This window comes from Clostridium sp. 1001283B150210_160208_E6, assembly GCF_015669365.1.
GTDB classification, from domain to species: Bacteria; Bacillota; Clostridia; order Clostridiales; family Clostridiaceae; genus Clostridium; species Clostridium paraputrificum.
The window spans coordinates 1-20,822 of record NZ_JADPAA010000016.1 but is presented as its reverse complement, the minus strand read 5'-3'; the positions used below and the strand labels follow the sequence as shown (position 1 = coordinate 20,822).

Sequence of the window (20,822 nt, the reverse complement as noted above, 5' to 3'; positions counted from 1 at the left end):
TATATGAGAAGGGTGAATGGTGTAATATTTGATATGGATGGTCTTATTTTTGATACAGAAAGACTATCATTTAATGCATGGAGAGATATTTGTGCAGAAATAGGATATGAGATGGATAGAAATTTCTACTGTACTTTAATTGGAAGAAATCTTAAGGGATTTGGAAAACTTATGATAGAAAAATTCGGTGAAGATTTTCCGCTAGAAAGCTTATATGAGAAAAAGATAAAGCATCAAATGAATGCTATTGAAAAAGATGGTATACCACTAAAAAGAGGAATTCATGAACTTTTAGATTATCTTAAGAAGAATGGTTATAAGGTTGCTGTTGCTACCTCTACCTCAAGAGATAGAGCAGAGCATTTACTTAAATTAGGCGGTGTATTAGAAAAAGCAGATTATGTTATCTGTGGTGATGAAGTTGTAAATTCTAAGCCAGACCCAGAGATATTCTTAAAAGCGGCAGAAAAGCTAGGAGTAGAACCAAAAGAGTGTATGGTTTTAGAAGATTCAGGTGCTGGGATAGAAGCAGCTTATAGTGCAGGAATGTTAGGAGTAAATATTCCAGATATGAAAGAACCAGATGAAAATATGAAATCTAAATCATATAGGATATGTGAAAGCTTATTAGATGTAATTGATATATTAGAAAATGTTTAGTATTGATAGTGTATTAGAGATTTTAGGACAATATAGAGAATTTGCAATTTTTATATCTATAATAATTAGTGTTATAATTGCTTTACTAGGAGTAGTTCCATCCATATTTGTAACTGGAGCTAATATTATATTTTTTGGACCAATTTGGGGATTTATAATATCCTTACTTGGTGAAAGTATAGGGGGATATATAAGCTTTAAAGTTTATAGATTAGGTTTAAAAAAAAGTATTACCTCTATATTAGGAAAGTATAGGTTAGTTGATAATTTAGTAAAGAGTAAAGGTTGGAAAGCTGGTGTTCTTATTTTTGAAGGAAGATTAATACCATTTATTCCTTCAGGATTTATAACTTTAGGAGCAGCATTAAGCAGTGTAAATTCATTTATATTTGTTGTAACAACTTTTTTAGGAAAGATACCTTCAATAGCCTTAGAGGCTTTAGTAAGTCATGAATTCATAAATGCAAATGAGGGTAGCATTAAACTTATAATTACTATAATTGCTTTAATTCTATTATGGTTAACTATTAAAAAAGGAAATAAAAGTTAAAGGGAAGTTATCAAGAGATGACTTCTTTTTTATTTAACAAATTTGCATTGTATTCACCTATATTAAAAGCTTATAAAAGATATTAATATTTTGTGGTAAAATATGTTTATAGGAGAGGGTATTATGAGAAAAGCAGTAGAATTATTAATGAAGAATTTTATGTTAACAGTAGATATGATAGAACCTATTAGAAGAGGAAGCGCAAAGATTCTTTATTTATCTTCCAAAGGAATATTGATATATGAAAAGGTCTCTAAAGCCTATATGATGTATGCATTAGATGAAAAGACAACTAAAAATATAGTTAATATGATTCCCAAAGATGCAGAGTTGATAGTTGGACATAAAGAGTTAGATTTTAGGTTATTAGAAGATAGATTTAAGCTTTATGAGAAGATGGTATGTTTTAATGTAATATATACAAAAGAAAAACCAATCGATATTGGAAATTCAGAGGTTACTATAAAGCTATTATCAGAAGATTATGCTTATAAAGTTAGTGAAGTATATTCTAAATCTATAACTGTATTAGATGGGTATGTAGAAGATAGAATAAGAAATGATGCAGTATATGGAGCTTTTATTGATGGAAATTTATGTGGCTTTATTGGCTATCATAAAGAAGGCTCAATAGGTATGCTTGAGGTATTACCTGAATATAGGGGAAGGGGTATAGCTTTAAGACTTCAGGCTGTGGCTACAAACGAAAGAATAAAGTCTGGAGCTTATGCTTATGGACAAGTTATAGAAGATAACATTAAGTCTTTAAATTTACAGAAGAAATTAGGTTATGAAATATCAGAAGATAAAGTATACTGGTTAATTAAATAGTTATAGGGGGAATATAAGTGTTTGAAGATATTAATAGAGAACTGAGAGAATGTAAGGATAATATTTTATTAAAGGAAACCTTAGAAGAAAAATTAGTTACTTTAGAAGATACTTACTATAAAAATAATAAGGTCTTAGAAAGGTTAGAAGAAAAGCTGAATAAAGAATTTAAGGATGTAGAGAAATTTAATAAAATATCAGTTGTTAATATAATAAGTACTATATTTAATTTTAGGGAAGAAAAGTTGTACAAGGAAGAGCAAGAATATCTAGAGGCAAAGTTAAGATACGAAGAATATAGAGTTACTGTTGAAGAGTTAAAGAATGATTTAGAAACTACAAAAAGTAGAATTGAATCTATTAGTAATTATGAGGAAAGATATGATGAACTTATTCAGGAAAAGTCAGAGCTATTAAAGGGGCTAGACTTAAATAAGAGGTTAGAACTTGAAGAAATAGAAGATTCAATAAACAGATATGTAAAAGAAGGTATAGAGATAAAGGAAGCAATAGATGAAGCTATTAATTGTGATTTTACAGTTAATTCTGCATTAAAATATCTTAATGATGCATCAGGGTTGGCAACATGGGACGTATTAGGTGGAGGAGCTGTTACATCTATTATGAAACATGATGCTGTTAACTCAGCTAAAAAAGAAATAGAGAGATTGGGTTATGCTATAACAAAGCTAGAAAAAGAGCTAAGTGATATTAACATGATAAGCATATCAGGAAATTTTAATAATATAGAATCAAGTTATTTGGTAGATGTATTCTTTGATAATATATTTACAGATATAAGTGTAAGTAACAAAATAGATTCATCTTTAGGTAGCGTGAGAAATGTAAAAGATAAATTGGATAGATGTAAAGAAGAATTATATGAAAAAGAGAAAAGTAATAATGAAGAGCTTATTAAGCTTAGAGAAAAGTATAAAGAATTAGTAGAAAGTTATATATAAGTTTAAGTATCAGAAAGAGAGAAGTTTTTAAATTTCTCTCTTTTTCTTATCTTTAGTATGAAGGGAATAGATATTTATTTTTCTGTGACTTGGAGCTTGCGACGGAACAAGCAAAATAAATATCTATTTTACCTTTTTGTTTTGTTAATAAATTGGTAATTAAATTCTTTGATAAGTAATAGCTTATATAAAAATAACCTTAAATTATTAATAGATTTAAAATACATATATTGTAAAATAAAGCAAAATAGTATAATTATAGAAAAGAAAAATAAATATGTACTAGCGTAATTGCTATTCATCATTAAAAATTATCATTACTTAATTTAAGTAATGTTTATATATATAAATATTATTAATGGGGAGGTAATTATGAGGGGGAAAAACAAGAAGTTCTTATCATTACTTACGGCTATTGCATTAGGAACTACTATGATTCTTGGTAATGGAGTTAAGATTAGTGCTAAAGAAGATTTAGCATCAAAACTTAAGTCTGAGTTATTAAAGCAGATGAAAGAATCACAAGGAGAACTTTCAGAGCATAGCAAAGGCCAAAGTGAATTTGGAAAAGACTTTGATGAGAATGGCAATAAGCTAGACGAAAATGAGGAGATTAGAGTTATAGTTCAGCTAAAAGATTCACCTGCTATTATTTCAGAATCTAACGGTTATAATTCTAATGTGAAAACTAAGGAAAACACAGTTAAGGGTGCTCAACAAAGTGTGATAAAGAAGGTAGAAGCAATAACAGGAACAAAGGTGAAAAGAAGCTTTGGATATTTAGTTAATGGTTTCTCAATAAGTACTACAAGAAAAAATATAAATAAAATTAGAGCCATATCAGAAGTTAAGTCTGTAACTGAGGTTAGAAAATATTATCCAACCATGGCATATGCAGATGAGATAACAGGAGCTACTAGTGTATGGAGTGAATTAGGTTATAAGGGTGAAGGAATGGTAGTGTCCATAATTGATAGTGGTATTGATTATAGGCATAAGGACTTAAAGATTACAAATAATGATGTTAAGTTAACACAAAGTAATATGAATGCTGCTATTGAACAATTTGATTACGGTAAGTACTTTACCAATAAGGTTCCATATGGATATAACTATGCAGATGGAAATAATGACATTATTGATGTTGGAGCTGCAGGGGAACATGGTATGCATGTAGCTGGAATCGTGGGAGCCAACGGATCTTCAGATGAGGTAGAAGGATTAATGGGTGTTAAGGGGGTTGCCCCAGAGGCACAACTTCTAGCAATGAAGGTATTTTCTAATAATCCTGAAATAAAAGGAGCATATGATGATGATATAATTGCTGCTATTGAAGACTCTGTTAAATTAGGAGCAGATGTAATTAACATGAGCTTAGGATCAGATGCAGGTTTTAGTGATCCTGATGATCCACAAGAAGTGGCTATAAAGAATGCTACAGATAAGGGCGTTTTATGTGTAATATCAGCTGGTAATGCACAAGTATCTACAAGTTCAAGCTCATGGGAACAACCTCATAACTTATTTGGAACTATTGATACAGGTTTAATAGGTTCTCCATCAACAGCTTCTGATGCTTTATCAGTTGCATCCATGGAAAATACATCAGCAATAGGGCCAGCATTAACTTACACAACAACAGGTAATGCTACTGGAAAAGTTCAATATTCAAAGGTAAGTGGATCTAATTACGATTCTCTATCAAATAACCATGAATTAGTTTATTGTGGTATAGGTAGCGAAAGTGACTGTACAAATGCAGATGGTAAGATAGCTTTAATTATTAGAGGAGATATAAGCTTTACAGAAAAATATAATAATGCTATAAACGCAGGTGCTTCGGCAGTTATTATATATAACCATGCAGATGGTGGAAATGAAACCATCTCTATGGCAGTTGATAATGTTATAGCTGATAAACCTATATTTAGTGTAGGATATTCAGATGGTGAAAGGCTAAGATCTCTAATAACATCAGGGGATAGTACAATAAAGTTTGAGCAAGGTGGAGCATTATCAAGCGAAAATATAGATAAGGGTGATATGTCTCAATTTACTTCATGGGGTCCAACACCAAGCCTAGAATTTAAGCCTGAAATAACTGCACCAGGTGGAGATATTTATTCTCTTGCAAATAATGATAATTATCAAAGTATGAGTGGTACATCTATGGCTGCACCACACACTTCAGGTGCTCAAGCATTAATTATGCAAGGCATTAAAGCTAATGGATTAAACCTATCAGAAAGAGATTTAGTTACATTTGCAAAGAATACTGCAATGAATACATCAGTTCCTATGACTGACAAGTATGGAAATGGAGTAACTCCTTATTCTCCAAGAAGACAAGGAGCTGGGCTTTTACAAATAAGAAATGCAATAAATAACAAGGTAATGGTTACTAATTCTGATGGACAAGCATCTGTAGCCTTAAAGGAAATTGGAAATAGCACAAGCTTTACCTTAACTTTAAAGAATTATGGAAGTGAAGAAATAACTTATTCTATTCCAGAAGTTAAGGTATATAGTGAGGTAACTGATCAAGCTGGATATATTCATGAAGTTGAACTTGAAGGTGCTTCAATAAATTTTGATAAGTCATCAGTAACAGTACCAGCTAATGGAACTGCTACAGTAACTTGTACTTTAAATCTTTCATCAGCTGTTACAGCACAAAAGTTTGTTGAAGGATTTGTAAAATTTGTAGGTAATGAAAATACACCTTCTTTAGTAATGCCATTTATGGGCTTCTATGGAGATTGGTCTGCTGAAAAAATAGTAGATGATCCTGAATACACTGATGGATCAACTTCTAGTATTACTGCAGAAACAGCTTTAATTGGAGTTTCTGGTGAAAGTTTATCTTATATTGGAGCAGTTAATAATGGACAATATACAGTATTTGATAAGAGTAAGATGGCCTTCTCTCCTAATAATGATGGTACTTTAGATGAAGTAATGCCATATTTATATATGCTTAGAAATTCTAAAGAACTTAAGATTCAAGTTTTAGATGAAAATGGAGATGTTTTATCTGAAATATATAAAGAAAATAATGTTAGGAAGAATATTCTTGAAGAATATATTAATGGAACTAGTGGTCCTAAGCTAGTTAGTGAAGGAGCTTGGGATGGAACACTATATAATATGAATACTGGTAGATATGAAAATGCTGAAGACGGTAATTATTATATTAGAGTAGTTAATAAAGTTGATTTACCAAATGCAACTCCTCAAAACTTAGATATGCCAATTATGGTAGATACAGTTGCTCCAGAAATAGATATTCTTGGAGTTGAGAGTATTGCAAGTGATAATAATAGTGTTAACTATGTTTTAAAATGGAAGTCTAATGATGAAGCCTCAGGATTAAGTGATATCTTTGTAGTTATGATTGGAGATAAAATGCTTGTATTATCTGAAGATAATATAAGTAAAGATTCTAATGGTAATTACTATGCTATAATTCCTTTTGCAATTGAAACTACTAATGATATAGTAGTTGCTACAATGGATAATGCAGGTAATTTTGGATTAGATCAAAAGGTTATCTCAAATGTTACAAATGCAGATGTTAAATTTACTAATATATCTAATGGCATGATTATTTCAGCAGATATGTTAGCTGATGGTAAGTATAATGTAACTGGTTTAGCTAATGATTCAGTGGGAGTTTTAAAGATAAATGGTGAAGATGTAGAAATAGAAAATAATAGATTTAATTACCCATTGCCAGTAGTTGAGGGAGTTAATGAAGTAAGTCTATATGCAGAAGATAGGGACGGAAATACTATAGTTAGAACAAGTATACTAGTATTATTAGATACTATTGCACCAGTTCTTTCTGTTACACCTGATATAGGAACTGTATCACCTTACTATACAACTACAGAAGATTCTATAAATCTTCAGGTATCAGTTTCTGAAATAAATGAGTTTACTGGGAATTATGTTGAGGCATACCTAGGAGTTAATAGTGAAGATTTACAACCTATATCCTTAGATGCAAATGGAAAAGGAAGCGTAGAAGTGAACCTTACAGATGGATTAAATGGTATATCCATAATAGCAGCAGATGCAGCTGGAAATATATCTTATAAAGATATGGTTATTTCTAGGTATAGTGAAGATAATAATTTATCAGTTGAATTCTATAATTTAGAAGCACTTAATATTATTTCAGCTCAATTAACAGAAAATGATTTTTATACAATTGAAGGTAAGTTAAGCAATAAACCTGGAGTCTTTAAGATTTCTGGAGAAGATGTAACTGTAAAGAATGATTTAACATTTGAATTTAAGCAAAAACTAGAACAAGGCACAAATAGGATTAATGTTTATTTGGAAGATAAGGACGGAAAAGTTATTGTTAATAAGAACTATAAAGTTCTTTATGATTCAAAAGCACCATCAGTATCATTTGATTTAAATGTTAGAGATGATAATAAAGTTTACACTAACAATGAAAATTTCACTTTAAAAGGAAATGTTACAGATAATCTACATGGATATTCCCTATATATAAATGGTGAAGCAGTATTAACTTTAGATCAAATGTTTGTAGAGGGAGAAGATAAATTACAAAGAGAGTTCTCTAAGAACATAAAATTACAACAAGGTGTTAATAATGTATTAGTTGAAGCTGTTGATATGATGGGAAATAGTGTTGCTGAATATATTCCTGTTATTTTAGATAAGGAAGCTCCAGTAAAGCCTTCTATAAACTTAAGCACTACAGAATTAACTAATAAACCTGTTAATGTAACAATTAGTTCTAATGAAATTCAAATTGATAAGATTGAATACAGTTTTGATGGAGAAAATTATACTGAATATAACGGACAATTCTCAGTAGGTATATCTTCTAAGGTATATGCAAGAGTAACTGATTATGCAGGTAATGTGAGTGAAGTTGCATTAGCTGAGGTTAAGATAGATACTGAAGCTCCACAAGTAAACATTACAAATATAGGTGAAGGACAAGAATTCACAGAATCAGTAATACCTAATGTTGTTTGTAATGATGAAGAAGCTACAATTACTCTTTTATTAAATGGAAATTCATATGGTGGAGAGGAAATTACAGCTGAAGGAGAATATACTTTAGAGGCTTATGCTACAGATAAGGCTGGAAATAAATCTTTAGTTGTTACAAGACACTTTAAGATTATTTCAGATTCTGGTGTAATAACACCACCTAGTGGAGGAGATACAGAGAATCCAGGTAAGCCTGGAGATTCAATAAAACCTGGTGATACAAATAATAATGGTGGAACTACAAGTAATACTCAAGGAACACCATCAAAAACTGGGGACAGTAATTCAATGACAGTGGTAATAGTACTTGTTGCTTTAATGCTATGCTCTGGAGTAACAGTAGTAGTTCTTAAAAAAAGAAAAAATGCAAAATAAGGGAAACTGCCTAAGGGCAGTTTCTTTTTGTGAAAAGCGATAGAAGGTACAGGGTTAAGATACTAGGTAAAAAGGTAAGGAGGTAAAAGATAAGAAGGCACTAGGTAAAAAGAGTGTTTAATTAGTTAATATAGATAAACCAGGTAATTAAGATAAAATAGATGAACTTATGCAATCCCATAGGATTGTATTCCTATGCATAATTCAGATCATTAAAAGGTTATAATTACCTAACTATGAGCGAGAGTAATTAATGATGGTAAATTATTTTGCAATTTCTAGTTTACTTTTATAAAATATTATAATTAAGATATAATCTACTATGTTATAGGAGTGAGAACTATATGAAGGAAAATATATTAGTTATAGAAGATGACGAAAGTATAAATAATTTGATTTATAAGATTTTAATTAAGCAAGGATATAATGTTAGACAAGCCTTTTCAGGAACAGAAGGAAAGATGCTTTTAAATATGTATAATTTTCAGTTAGTATTATTAGACTTAATGCTTCCTGGAATGACTGGGGAAGAAATAATTGGGAATATTAGAGAAACTAAAAATATGCCTATAATAGTTATTTCAGCTAAAACAGCCTTAGATGATAAAGTAAATGTTCTAAAAATGGGGGCAGATGATTTTGTATCTAAACCATTTGATATCAAAGAAATATTAGCTAGGGTTGAAGCGCAGCTTAGAAGATACACTAAGTTTTCTATAGGAGAAAATTCTAAAAAAGTGCTTAAGTATAAAGAGTTGGTATTGGATAAAGAGCAAATAGAAGTTAGAGTTAAGAATGAAAGAATTACTCTAACAGGGAAAGAGTTTTCTATATTGGAGTTGCTAATGAGTAATCCTAAAAAAGTATTTACTAGAGAGAATTTGTTTGAGCATGTGTGGAATGATGATTTTTTTGGAGATGATAACACGGTTAATGTTCATGTGAGTAATTTACGTTCAAAAATTAGTAGTATTGATAAAGATAATGAGTACATCAAAACTGTATGGGGAATAGGATTTAAATTAGCTGATTAACTTAATACTTTCTTAATGTTTTCTTTAAGATATCTTGTTTTATTGATTTTACAATAGGAATTGTAAGAGAGCTCTTAAAGAGAAAATATAGAGGAAGGGATGATAAATATGAAAGAAAATGTACTTGTTACAAGAAATTTAAGTAAGAAGTATGGAGATAAATATGTAGTAGATAAAGTTAATCTAACAGTTAATAAAGGTGATATATATGGACTAATTGGAAAAAATGGTGCTGGTAAAACTACAATAATCAGAATGGCATTATCTTTAGCCAATATTACAGATGGTGAAGTGGAGTTGTTTGGGAAGACTTCGGAAAAGGACAGGATAAAAGTACATTCGAAAATAGGATGTCTTGTAGAATCACCATGTTTTTACCCATATTTATCTGCAAAAGAAAATTTAGAGTATTATAGGATTCAAAGAGGAATAGTAGGAAAAGAATGTGTTGATGAAGCATTAAAACTTGTAGGCCTAGAAGATGTAGGAAAGAAGAAATTTAAAGGTTTTTCACTTGGGATGAAGCAGAGATTAGGAATTGCACTAGCCATTATGGGAAACCCAGATTTATTAATATTAGATGAGCCTATTAATGGATTAGATCCTATGGGGATTAAAGAAATAAGACAACTTTTAATAAACTTAAATAGGGTTAAAAATATTACTATTTTAATATCTAGTCATATATTAGGAGAACTTTCTCAACTTGCTACTTGCTATGGATTTATTAATGATGGGAAATTAGTAGAAGAGATATCAGCAGAGAAATTAGCAGAAAAATGTAAGCACTGTTTAGCGATTAAGGTAGATAATGCTGAAAAAGCAGCAATAATATTAGAGGAAAAATTAAATTGTAATAAATATGAGGTTTTAAATAATAACTTAATTAATGTTTATGAATATTTAGAAGAGCCATTTATAGTTAACAAAGAGCTACTTAATGGAGGGGTTATGGTGTCCTCTTTAGATAAGGTGGGAAGTAGTTTAGAGGATTATTTCATCAACCTAATAGGGGGCGAAAAAAATGGTAAAGTTAATTAAAGCAGATATTTATAGATATTTAAGAAGTCCATTTATGTATAGTGTATGTGGAGCTTTAGTTGTAGGTATAACTTTGGTTATGTTGTCCGCCAAGGGGACTCTAAATATAAATATAGTAGAGTTAAGAGGAATAACAAGAGTTGAAATGATAAACTTGATTTGCGATTTTAACGCTTTTACATTCTTTTTCTATTTAATGATGATATTTGGAGTGGTTTTAGTAGAAGAATATGGGAATAGAAGTTTGAAAAATTTAATTTCTTCTAGCGTATCAAGAACTAAGATATTCTTTAGTAAGTTTATAGTACAAGTTATTCTTGCATATATAGTAGCAACTATTTGTATGATAATTTTTCTATTATTACTTAGTTTATTAGAACCAGGAGAGGGTTACAATAAAGAACTTATTATAGAGTTTATTAAAAGGTTTTATATAAGCACAATTCCGTATATAGGAGGGATTTCTATAGTAAACTTTTTAGGAGTTATTTTTAAAAAGCAATCTATAGTATGTATAATATACTATTTTATATTGATGCAAATTTCTAATGTGATTTATATTATTGAAAGAACAGTATGGAGTGGTATAGGAAAAGTTCAATGGATATTTTTATCTACCCAAGTTGGAGATATATCAACATTATTTTCAGGTTGGGGAGAGTTACCTAAAGTATTTACAGTAAGTTTATGCTATATAATCTTGTTTACCGCGGCTTCTGTTAGTATCTATAAGAAACAAGAAGCTTAAGAGGGGGAAGGGGTATGTTAAACATAGTAAAATCAGAACTGTACAAATTTATTCATAGACCGTATATCTATGTTTTTAATGGTGTGTTATTAGGAATAACATTTTTGGTATTTGCATTATTTATATTTGAAGGAAGTACTACGAAACTATATGTAATAGAGAAAGTTTCAAACTTAGGAATAGAAGCAGCTCTTTTTATGTTAGCATTCTTGGGAGTGCTTTTTGGTGAAGAGTTTAAGTATGGAACAATAAAGAATACAGTAACTTCAAATGTATCTCGAGGTAAGATATATATAGCTAAATTTATTGGTCAAGGTATTATGGGAACTATAACATTTATATTAATAGTTTTAGCTTTAATCATAGGGATGTGTTTTTTAGAAGGTGGAGAAGGTTATACAAGCGATATTTTTAGAAGCTTTATTATAAGGATATTATGTGTATACCCAATTTTTATTGGGAGCCTTGCAATCGCAAACTTTTGGGTTGTATTATTAAAAATAGATAGTATGGCGCCAGCAATGTATATTTTTTCTTTGGCTTTATCAGAAGGCATTATAGCTAATTTAGGTAGAAGGGCGTGGAGCGGAGTAAGTATATTAAGGAGATGGCTTATAATTCCACAAGCATATATAGTTGGTAATTTTAATGCTACAAATGATATGATGATTCATGTTTTATGGGTTGGAATTTTTACAGTTATATTTTTTACTACCATATCATTATTGATTTTTAGGAGAAGAGAAGTTTAATAAAAGGAAGGTGAGTGTAGTGCAAAATTTAATAATAAGTATATTACTAGTATTTCTTTGTATTACAATTACCTTACTTATTTTAAGACGTAGGGAGATTGAAAAATTAACTGAAAAGTTAAGAGAAATAAATGATAGTGAGACCAATGAAGAGCTTAGAATGGGATATCCTAATAGTAAGATAGAAGATTTAATAGAAGAAATAAATAAATCTTTAAAGATTAATAAGAAAATAACTGAAGAATATAAAAAGAAGGATATAGAACTAAGGCAATCTATTGCAAATATATCTCATGATCTAAGAACTCCATTAACATCTATAATAGGTTATATCCAATTAATTCAGGATGAGGATATAACTAAGAAGGAGAAAAAACAATATATATCTATTCTAGAATCAAGGTCTAACAATTTAAAAGAATTAATATCTAGTTTTTATGACTTATCAAGATTGCAAGCAGATGAATATGTTATTGATTGTGAATGGGTTAGTTTAAGTAATATTTTATGTGACCATATAGCTTCATTCTATAGTGAATTTATTAGCAAGGGATTAGAGCCAAAGATTGATATTGAAGAGAATATCCCGTTAGTATACGGTGACAAAAAAGCTATAAATCGAATTTTTACTAATCTAATTCAAAATGCATTAAAGCATGCAGAAGGAGATTTATCAATTGAGTTAAAGAAAGAAAAAAATGGAGTGTTAATAGTTTTTTGTAATGATGCAAGTAGTTTGAAAAAGGATGATGCATCAAGGATTTTTGAACGATTTTTTACTGGGGATAGAATGAGAACAGGACAAAATACAGGATTAGGTCTTGCAATAACTAAGGTTTTGGTAGAGAAGCAAGGACAAAAGATTTGGGCGGAAAAAGAAGATAATAAGCTATATATAAAATTAAAATGGAAACAATTTAAACAAAGAAGCTATTATTGATAGCTTCTTTTTGTGGGTTTAATTAGTTAATATAAATAAACGAGATAATTAAGATAAAATAGATTAGGAAACATTATAGTGAGCAAGAACTTAAGAATAAATAAAGTTAAATTTAGGAAAAATAAATTTTGTGATACTTATTTGTATGGCCGTATTTCCCGTTGTATACTTTATTCTAAGTGAAATTTGCATTGGGAATTTCGTAGCTTTTATACCAACAGGGGTTTGGGGAATTGCTCATATTTTAGTCACATATAAAAGTTTTGTTAGAAATAAAATTTAATAATAAAAAATAATTTTATAGAGATTAATTGGGGGTATAATATGAAGAATTTAGGTACGGTAACATTAGAAACTAATCGATTGATTTTAAGAAAATTTAACATAGATGATGGAGAAGTTATGTTTCATAATTGGGCAAGTGATAATGAGGTTACTAAGTATTTGATGTGGCCTGCCCATAAGAGTTTAGATATATCTAAAGAATATATAAAGTCTTTAATAAGTAATTATAGTGATCCCAGAACCTATGATTGGGGGATAGAGCTAAAAGAAATTGGTCAGGTAATTGGTTCAATTGGGGTAGTTAGATTGAATGAAGAAGTAGGAAGTGCTCATATAGGATATTGTATTGGAAGACGTTGGTGGAATAAAGGAATTACTTCTGAAGCCTTTTTAGCAGTTATAAAATTTTTAATTGAAGAGGTTGGAATAAATAGAATAGAGTCAAGACATGATCCGAGGAATACAAATTCTGGCAAGGTTATGGAGAAGTGCGGTTTAAAGTATGAAGGGACTCTTAGACAATCCGATATAAATAATCAGGGGATTTGTGATGCAGCATGGTATTCCTTATTGAAAGAAGATTATAAAATGACATAGGAAAATATAAAATCACAGATAATAGTTTTATAATTTCCTTACCTTTAGTAGAAAGGGAATAGATATTTATTTTTCTGTGACTTAGAGATTGCGACGGAACAAGAAAAATAAATATCCACTCCACTTTTTTAAGCACTTAAATCTTCATCTTTTATTACAATATGTTTTAATTTAACTAATCCAATAAGTAATAAGGCAATAGAAGTTAAGGCAAAAAGGATTAGTGTTTTTGAGTTATAGAAAATTAATATTATATTATTGTAAGCATAATCTATTGTCTTGCACTCTACAACTTCATAGACTTGAGAGATTCCTCTAGTTGATATTTTGTCTACAGTATCATTTGGAGTGTGGATATTGGTGGTATTAGAATGAGATAATGTTAATGAGTCAAAGCCATCGTTACAGAAACTAGCATGATCACTTGAATCTTGATAAGTAACCTTATTTTCAATATCAAAGTTATTACATATTTCAATTAAGCTATCTATTAAAGGAGTAGTTTTATCAAGGTTAGATGCACTACTCATCATAGTTATTGGATAATCTTCACATCCTACCATATCAAAATTGATTATTTCTGCACCACTTAATTCATCCTTATATTTATCTGCAAAAGCCTTAGAACCAAGTAGACCAAATTCTTCTGCATTTAAAGCAACAAATATAATATCACGTTCAGGAAGTCTTAAAGTGGAAAAGGTTTTTGCTAGTTCAAATAAAAAAGCTGTACCTGATGCATTATCTAAAGCTCCAGAATAAACTGTTCCTAAACTATCGGCACCTAAATGGTCAAAGTGTGCAGTAAATACTAAAGGAGGTAGGTCTTTCGAGGTACCTTCTATCATACCACAAACGTTGTATATAGTTTTTTCTTCAACCTTATATGGCAAACTTACATCTAAGGTATATCCCATTCTTATACCATCTAGTATTGCGTTAAAAGTATCAATATTTATCTCTATAACAAAAGAATATGGAGCCTCATTCCAAAAAGAGCTTCTAAAGGAGGATTCTTTATTTAAGTTAGAGGTAAAAAAGTATGTTTCATTATTTTTATGAAATGCAAATCCGCTTTTATAGATGTCATACTTATCATTCTTTGTAAATTGAATAGAGGTTGTTTTGAAATTAAGCATGTCCTCTTTGAATTCATCACCCAATTTAAATTCTTGCACAACAGATTCACCTGCCAACAATTTAAGAGTAGGGGTACCTCCTGTGAAAATAGGAGCATTTACATTAAAGCTTTGTTTATATTCATTATTTAAAGGTTTAAGATTAAGTTCTTTAAATAGTCCTTCTATTTCATTTGCAACTCTTTCATTTTCAGAACTTCCAGAAAGTCTTCCTTTAAGTTCTTCTGAAGAAAGATATTCTATATTTTTTTTAACATTTGAAGGATTGAAGTTGTAGTAACTACTTTTGAAAAATATACAAACTATGAGTCCAGTTAAGGAAAGTAAGGTGGCAATGCTGTAAATAATTTTTTTCATAATAAAACCCCGAATTAATAGTTATTCATTTAATACTATTAATTCAGGGGCAATATTATGATTATGTTAGTCTGGTCTTTTATAGAGCATATCCATTAATGCGTAAACAACTGTAAGTAGTAGTGCGGCATATATAACCATATTTAATTTTCCGTAAATAATTCTAAGAACTATTCCTACAGTGATTGCAGTTAAAATTAAATAGTTTATAAATTTATTTAATCCAGATTTGCTTGTACATATTACAGATGTAGAAGAAAAAACTATTAAAACAATTGTTATAAAAGCTAGGGAACTTCCTAAAACATTATTAAATTCTATTATTTTAAAATAATCTAATACTAAGAGGCTTATTAAAAAAAGTAATGCTAGAGAGACTATTTTTTGTATCATTTTATTCATAAAATCACCTACTGTAAAATATTTACAAATTATATTATATCAGAAGGTTACATAATATAAAAGGATAAGTTCTACTTTATTTTATAGTTTAATAATATCTAAATCATCTGGAACATAGATAGTTCCATTAAAAACTTCTTTACCTTCCTTAATATAGCGTTCCTTCCTTGTAGCTAAGTTTTTATCTTCAGCATGATATAGAATTACAGTTCCTACATTAAGTTTTGCTGCATTTTCACAAGCATCCTTTGATGTAGCATGATGCTTTTCATAAGGTTTAAAAATTTCTCTATCTTCATAAGAACAAAAAGCTTCATGCATAAGATAATCTGTATTTATACAGTAATCTTTAACATATTCTCTATAGGGTTCGTCACCAAGGAAAGTAAGAGATTTACCATTTAGAAGATAAGTTTTAAATCCATGTTGAAGTTGTTTAGTGCTCTTTATATCAAAAAATATAGTTTTTCTTCCAAGTATTTCAGCTTCATCACCATTATTTATTGGGATGAAGAGTACTCTGTTATCAAAGAATTTTGTGAATTTATTTTGGAGTACATAAAAGCTTATACTCTTGATAGCATCTATTGAAGATTGGTGACAGTATATATTTAAGTTTCCCTCATATTTTCCATTGAGAATATTATTACACACAGCTCTTATAACCCATATAGAACCTAATATATGATCGTTATGGTTATGTGAAATAAACATATTATGAATTTTATTAATAGGGATTTCTGATTTCTCTAAGTTAGTAAGAACGGTATTCCCCCCACCACAATCAACTAAAAAGTACTCATCATTGTTAGAAATAGTAAAGCAAGTATTATAGCATTTAGTAACCATAGCAGAGCCTGTACCAAGCATGTTTATCTTTTCCATTAACACCTTCTCCTTTGCAGTATAAATAATAATTATTATAAAGAGAGTAAGAAAAAATCACAAGAAAAGAAAAAAGTGATTTCAATAATATTGAAAAAAATGATATTATAGGATGGTGAAAGAGGTTTAAAGGGGGAAGAATATATGGATTATCCAAAGATGATACTTTTTGACTATGGACAGACTCTTATTGAAGAACAAAAATTTAATAGGTTAGAAGGATTAAATGTTCTTTTAGGTAAAGCAACTAAGAATCCTAATAATATTAGTGCAGAGGAAGTATTTGATTTTTATACTGAACTAAATATTGAAATTGGAAGAGAAGGTGATGGCAAAAAGTTTTTTAATAGTATAGAGGTCCATAATTATTGTTTTCAAAATTATTTATATGATTATTTTGGAATTGAGTTTGATCTTACTCAAAATGAGATGGATAGAATATTCTGGGATGCTTCAGCACCAGGAAAACCAGTAGAAAATATTGAACTTTTATTAAACTTTTTACATGAAAAAGGAATAAGAACTGGTGTTATTAGTAATTTAAGCTATAGTGGAGAAACCTTAAAAAATAGGATAAATACCTTTCTTCCTAATAATCATTTTGAGTTTATTATTGCATCAAGTGAATATATGTTTAAGAAACCTCATAAAAGAATTTTTGAATTAGCACTTAGAAAAGCTAATTTAGAGAGTAAGGATGTATGGTTTTGTGGAGATAATGTAATTGCTGATGTTGAAGGAGCTAGTTTAAGTGGCATAAAACCTATATGGTTTAAAGGAGCACTTAGGGAAGAAAAATATACACCAATGGTTGATTATATAGAAATTAATAATTGGATAGAGCTTAAGAAGTTATTAGAAGAGTAACTATTATTTTCAAAAGGAATAAAAAAGCATATAATAGAAAAATACTATTAATATAGAGGTAAATCTTAGGAGGAAAAAATGGTAAGTATTGAAGAAAGATTAGCCAAGGAATTAGAACTAAAGATTGGAGTAGTAAATAATGTAGTAGAAATGCTAGATGAAGGAAACACAGTTCCTTTCATAGCTCGTTACAGAAAAGAAAAAACAGGTGGACTTTCAGATGAAGTTTTAAGAAAGTTTTCTGAAAGATTAACTTATTTAAGGAATTTAGATGAGAGAAAAGCTGATGTTTCTAGGCTTATAGAGGAGCAAGGAAAGTTAACCCAAGAAATAACAGAAGCATTAGGCAAGGCTGAAACTTTAACTGAAGTGGAAGATATATATAGACCATATAAGCCAAAGAAGAGAACAAGAGCAACTATAGCTAAAGAGAAGGGATTAGAACCATTAGCTAATCTTATATTAGAAGGTGCATTCAAAGGAGATTTACTTCAGGAAGCTTCTAAGTATATAGATGAAGAAAAGGGAGTTGAAAAAGCAGAAGATGCAGTATCAGGTGCTTTAGATATAATTGCAGAAGGAATTTCAGAAGAAGCTAAGTACAGAAAATTCATAAGAGAATTAGTAATGAGAGAAGGGTTAATAGAGTCTAAAGGATCTTCAGAAGAAACAACTCCTTATGAAATGTACTATGACTATAGTGAAGAGGTTAGAAAGATACCTCCACATAGAATATTAGCTATTAATAGAGGAGAAAAGGAAAAAATTCTTTCTGTTAAGATAACAATTGGAGAAGATAAGATTATATCTTATTTAGAAAGAGAAATTCTTAAGGGAAATAAAGTTTCAGATGAGCAGTTAAAGTTAGCAATTAGGGATGCTTACAAGAGATTAATATTCCCCTCAATAGAAAGAGAAATAAGAAGTGAATTAACTGATAAGGGAGAAGTAGGGGCAATTTTAATTTTTAAGGAAAACCTTAAGGCTTTACTTATGCAAGCACCTATTAAAGGAAAGACTGTTATGGGATATGACCCTGGATTTAGAACAGGATGTAAGATAGCAGTATTAGATAGTACAGGTAAATTCCTTGAAAATGTAGCAGTATATCCAACAGTTCCAAGGAGAGATATTGTAGGAACTAAGAAGACATTAAAGGAATTAATATATAAATATGATGTAGATGTTATTTCTTTAGGAAATGGTACAGCATCAAGAGAATCTGAAGAAGTTATTGCAGAAATGATTTCTGAAATTAAGAAAGAAAGTGGAAAAGAAGTAGCTTATGTTATAGTTTCAGAGGCAGGAGCTTCAGTTTATTCAGCATCAGAACTTGCAACTAAGGAATATCCTGATTTAGATGTTACTGTAAGAGGAGCAATATCCATAGGTAGAAGATTACAAGATCCTATGGCAGAACTTGTTAAAATTGATCCTAAAGCAATAGGAGTTGGTCAATATCAACATGATGTTACTCAAAAAAGGTTAGAGGAATCTTTAAAGGGTGTTGTTGAAGATTCAGTAAATAAGGTTGGTGTAGACTTAAATACAGCAACTCCAAGCCTTTTAACATATGTTTCAGGTATAAATGCAGCTATAGCTAAGAATATAGTTGATTATAGAGATGAACAAGGTGGATTTAAAGCAAGAAAAGAGCTTTTAAAAGTTAAGAGATTAGGTCAAAAGGCATATGAGCAATGTGCTGGTTTCTTAAGAGTTCAAGAAAGTAAAGAACCTTTAGATAACACTGCTGTTCACCCAGAATCATATAAGGAAGCCAAAGAACTTATAAAGTTACTGGGATATACTAGTGAAGATTTAAAGAACAATAAGCTTTCTGATATTGAGGATAGGGTTGCAGAAAAGGGCTTAAAGAACATAGAAAAAGAATTAGAAATTGGTGAAATGACATTAAAGGATATAATTAAAGAACTTCAAAAGCCAGGTAGAGACCCAAGAGATGAAATGCCAAAACCTATTTTAAAGACTGGTGTAATTAACCTTGAGGACTTACAACCAGGTATGGTTCTTATGGGAACTGTAAGAAATGTTTCTGATTTTGGTGCCTTTGTTGATATTGGAGTTCACCAAGATGGATTAGTTCATAAGAGCCAAATGGCTAATAGATTTGTAAAGCATCCACTTGATATTGTTAAGGTTGGAGATGTAATAAAGGTTAGAGTAATGGAAGTAGATACAAAGAGACATAGAATTGCTTTAACTATGAAAGATATTAAGGAAGATGAGTAGAATACAACTAAAAGAGAGAAGTCTAAGGAGACTTCTCTCTTTTAGTTGTATAAAAAAATATAGTAATAACTTGAATATGTTTGTACATATATGTATAATATATTTGTAAATTAAATAAATCTTCAGGGCGGGGCGTAATTCCCCACCGGCGGTAAAGCCCGCGAGCTATTTTTAGCAGATTCGGTGAAACTCCGAGGCCGACAGTATAGTCTGGATGAAAGAAGGTAACGTATTAGGATTTAGTAGAGCTAGCTCTATAATAAGTGTGTTTTTTTGTGGCCCTGATAATTATTATCAGGGCTTTTTTATTTTTTAAATCATATTTTTATACACTAAGATGTATAAATAGTTTTCCGGAGGCTATATTAAATATGATTAAAAAGCTAAATTCTAATAAGCTACCCCAGAAGATTAACTTTTGGGAGGAGAAGGGAAAATGAATACTTCAAAAAATCTTAGTAAATTTGTTAAAATTGCATTACTTAGTGCAATTGCAGTGGTAATTATGCTTTTTGAAATACCACTAATACCATTATTTCCATGGTTAAAGATGGACTTAAGTGAGTTACCAGTTCTTATAGGAGCTTTTGCCTTTGGACCAATGGCAGGTGTTATTATAGAAGGTTTAAAAATTCTTTTAAATCTATTAATGACAGGAACTGCAACAGGTTTTGTAGGGGAACTTGCAAACTTTATAATAGGTGTATCTTTTGTAGTACCAGCAGCAATGATTTATCATAGAAATAAAAGTAAGAAGAGTGCTATTATTGGAATGATAGTTGGTGGACTATTTATGGAGGTAGCAGGAATTTTAGCAAATATATACTTGTTGTTACCTGTTTTCGGTATGTCGGGAAAGATTGATATAACTCAATATGTAATGGTAGGTTTAATACCATTTAACGGACTAAAAGCTATTTTGGTGTCGGCAATAACTATGTTAGTATATAAGAAATTATCTGTAAGTATATTTAAAGTTGATCCGGGTTTTGATAAATCCAAAGAATTAAGAAAAGAAAATTAGGGGAAATACAAAGGAGCTGTATCAAAATAAATTTGATACAATCCGATAAAAAGAAAGAAGAGAATTCATGAATTTGAATTCTCTTC

At 29.9% G+C, this 20,822-nt stretch carries 17 protein-coding genes and 1 riboswitch; of the genes, 14 read left to right on the top strand and 3 right to left on the bottom strand.

From position 1 onward, the window contains the following. Positions 1-3 precede the first annotated feature (3 nt). The 11 genes from I4V16_RS14370 (at position 4) to I4V16_RS14320 (ending at position 13,812) form a co-directional block, all read left to right on the top strand. Complete coding sequence (locus I4V16_RS14370; protein ID WP_049178488.1) at positions 4-660, top strand: HAD family phosphatase; 657 nt, start codon at positions 4-6, stop codon at positions 658-660. A gap of 58 nt (positions 661-718) precedes the next feature. Beyond that, positions 719-1,210, top strand: a complete 492-nt coding sequence (locus tag I4V16_RS14365; RefSeq protein WP_304358510.1) for a VTT domain-containing protein — start codon at positions 719-721, stop codon at positions 1,208-1,210. Positions 1,211-1,333: 123 nt separating this feature from the next. After that, the gene (locus I4V16_RS14360) at positions 1,334-2,041 is read left to right on the top strand and encodes a GNAT family N-acetyltransferase (RefSeq protein ID WP_161954472.1); all 708 of its coding nucleotides are present in this window, start codon (positions 1,334-1,336) and stop codon (positions 2,039-2,041) included. Between the two features lie 17 nt (positions 2,042-2,058). Then, positions 2,059-3,003 carry a hypothetical protein gene (locus I4V16_RS14355; RefSeq protein ID WP_099328868.1) on the top strand — a complete coding sequence of 315 codons (945 nt, stop codon included), beginning with the start codon at positions 2,059-2,061 and terminating at the stop codon, positions 3,001-3,003. Between the two features lie 372 nt (positions 3,004-3,375). Further along, positions 3,376-8,415, top strand: a complete 5,040-nt coding sequence (locus I4V16_RS14350) for a S8 family serine peptidase (protein ID WP_195573033.1) — start codon at positions 3,376-3,378, stop codon at positions 8,413-8,415. A 344-nt stretch (positions 8,416-8,759) separates the two neighbouring features. Then, positions 8,760-9,449 carry a response regulator transcription factor gene (locus tag I4V16_RS14345; RefSeq protein ID WP_049178441.1) on the top strand — a complete coding sequence of 230 codons (690 nt, stop codon included), beginning with the start codon at positions 8,760-8,762 and terminating at the stop codon, positions 9,447-9,449. Between the two features lie 108 nt (positions 9,450-9,557). Continuing rightward, on the top strand, positions 9,558-10,490 hold the full coding sequence (locus I4V16_RS14340; RefSeq protein ID WP_049178453.1) for an ABC transporter ATP-binding protein: 933 nt from the start codon (positions 9,558-9,560) through the stop codon (positions 10,488-10,490). Beyond that, a complete protein-coding gene (locus I4V16_RS14335; RefSeq protein ID WP_049178442.1) occupies positions 10,474-11,238 on the top strand; it encodes an ABC transporter permease in 765 nt (254 codons plus the stop codon). The genes I4V16_RS14340 and I4V16_RS14335 overlap by 17 nt, the downstream gene beginning before the upstream one ends. 14 nt (positions 11,239-11,252) lie before the next feature. Further along, positions 11,253-11,990 carry an ABC transporter permease gene (locus I4V16_RS14330; RefSeq protein WP_049178443.1) on the top strand — a complete coding sequence of 246 codons (738 nt, stop codon included), beginning with the start codon at positions 11,253-11,255 and terminating at the stop codon, positions 11,988-11,990. Positions 11,991-12,009: 19 nt separating this feature from the next. Then, the gene (locus I4V16_RS14325; RefSeq protein ID WP_099328865.1) at positions 12,010-12,930 is read left to right on the top strand and encodes a HAMP domain-containing sensor histidine kinase; all 921 of its coding nucleotides are present in this window, start codon (positions 12,010-12,012) and stop codon (positions 12,928-12,930) included. Positions 12,931-13,254: 324 nt separating this feature from the next. Continuing rightward, the gene (locus I4V16_RS14320) at positions 13,255-13,812 is read left to right on the top strand and encodes a GNAT family N-acetyltransferase (protein WP_099328864.1); all 558 of its coding nucleotides are present in this window, start codon (positions 13,255-13,257) and stop codon (positions 13,810-13,812) included. A 128-nt stretch (positions 13,813-13,940) separates the two neighbouring features. Here the strand turns inward: I4V16_RS14320 and I4V16_RS14315 are convergent, their stop codons facing one another. From I4V16_RS14315 to I4V16_RS14305, 3 genes are all read right to left on the bottom strand, one after another. After that, on the bottom strand, positions 13,941-15,308 hold the full coding sequence (locus I4V16_RS14315; RefSeq protein ID WP_049178446.1) for a M28 family metallopeptidase: 1,368 nt from the start codon (positions 15,306-15,308) through the stop codon (positions 13,941-13,943). A gap of 66 nt (positions 15,309-15,374) precedes the next feature. Further along, positions 15,375-15,710, bottom strand: a complete 336-nt coding sequence (locus tag I4V16_RS14310; RefSeq protein WP_195573035.1) for a hypothetical protein — start codon at positions 15,708-15,710, stop codon at positions 15,375-15,377. Between the two features lie 81 nt (positions 15,711-15,791). Continuing rightward, positions 15,792-16,595, bottom strand: coding sequence for an MBL fold metallo-hydrolase (locus tag I4V16_RS14305; RefSeq protein WP_195542481.1), 804 nt, complete (start codon positions 16,593-16,595; stop codon positions 15,792-15,794). A 144-nt stretch (positions 16,596-16,739) separates the two neighbouring features. Between I4V16_RS14305 and I4V16_RS14300 the strand changes: the two genes are divergently transcribed. The 3 genes from I4V16_RS14300 to I4V16_RS14290 all read left to right on the top strand — a co-directional run bounded on the left by I4V16_RS14300 (position 16,740) and on the right by I4V16_RS14290 (position 20,736). Next, the gene (locus tag I4V16_RS14300; protein ID WP_195616785.1) at positions 16,740-17,462 is read left to right on the top strand and encodes an HAD family hydrolase; all 723 of its coding nucleotides are present in this window, start codon (positions 16,740-16,742) and stop codon (positions 17,460-17,462) included. A gap of 78 nt (positions 17,463-17,540) precedes the next feature. Next, positions 17,541-19,712, top strand: coding sequence for a Tex family protein (locus tag I4V16_RS14295; protein ID WP_195966915.1), 2,172 nt, complete (start codon positions 17,541-17,543; stop codon positions 19,710-19,712). A 114-nt stretch (positions 19,713-19,826) separates the two neighbouring features. After that, positions 19,827-19,942, top strand: a riboswitch (FMN riboswitch). Between the two features lie 206 nt (positions 19,943-20,148). Next, on the top strand, positions 20,149-20,736 hold the full coding sequence (locus I4V16_RS14290; RefSeq protein WP_049178451.1) for an ECF transporter S component: 588 nt from the start codon (positions 20,149-20,151) through the stop codon (positions 20,734-20,736). Positions 20,737-20,822: the final 86 nt, after the last annotated feature.

What these genes read in the sequence shown, in the direction of transcription:
- I4V16_RS14370 (WP_049178488.1), top strand. Translation starts at nt 4, where the DNA reads ATGAGAAGGGTGAATGGTGTAATATTTGATATGGATGGTCTTATTTTT.
- I4V16_RS14360 (WP_161954472.1), top strand. Translation starts at nt 1,334, where the DNA reads ATGAGAAAAGCAGTAGAATTATTAATGAAGAATTTTATGTTAACAGTA.
- I4V16_RS14350 (WP_195573033.1), top strand. Translation starts at nt 3,376, where the DNA reads ATGAGGGGGAAAAACAAGAAGTTCTTATCATTACTTACGGCTATTGCA.
- I4V16_RS14345 (WP_049178441.1), top strand. Translation starts at nt 8,760, where the DNA reads ATGAAGGAAAATATATTAGTTATAGAAGATGACGAAAGTATAAATAAT.
- I4V16_RS14340 (WP_049178453.1), top strand. Translation starts at nt 9,558, where the DNA reads ATGAAAGAAAATGTACTTGTTACAAGAAATTTAAGTAAGAAGTATGGA.
- I4V16_RS14335 (WP_049178442.1), top strand. Translation starts at nt 10,474, where the DNA reads ATGGTAAAGTTAATTAAAGCAGATATTTATAGATATTTAAGAAGTCCA.
- I4V16_RS14330 (WP_049178443.1), top strand. Translation starts at nt 11,253, where the DNA reads ATGTTAAACATAGTAAAATCAGAACTGTACAAATTTATTCATAGACCG.
- I4V16_RS14320 (WP_099328864.1), top strand. Translation starts at nt 13,255, where the DNA reads ATGAAGAATTTAGGTACGGTAACATTAGAAACTAATCGATTGATTTTA.
- I4V16_RS14315 (WP_049178446.1), bottom strand. Translation starts at nt 15,308, where the DNA reads ATGAAAAAAATTATTTACAGCATTGCCACCTTACTTTCCTTAACTGGA.
- I4V16_RS14310 (WP_195573035.1), bottom strand. Translation starts at nt 15,710, where the DNA reads ATGAATAAAATGATACAAAAAATAGTCTCTCTAGCATTACTTTTTTTA.
- I4V16_RS14305 (WP_195542481.1), bottom strand. Translation starts at nt 16,595, where the DNA reads ATGGAAAAGATAAACATGCTTGGTACAGGCTCTGCTATGGTTACTAAA.
- I4V16_RS14300 (WP_195616785.1), top strand. Translation starts at nt 16,740, where the DNA reads ATGGATTATCCAAAGATGATACTTTTTGACTATGGACAGACTCTTATT.
- I4V16_RS14295 (WP_195966915.1), top strand. Translation starts at nt 17,541, where the DNA reads ATGGTAAGTATTGAAGAAAGATTAGCCAAGGAATTAGAACTAAAGATT.
- I4V16_RS14290 (WP_049178451.1), top strand. Translation starts at nt 20,149, where the DNA reads ATGAATACTTCAAAAAATCTTAGTAAATTTGTTAAAATTGCATTACTT.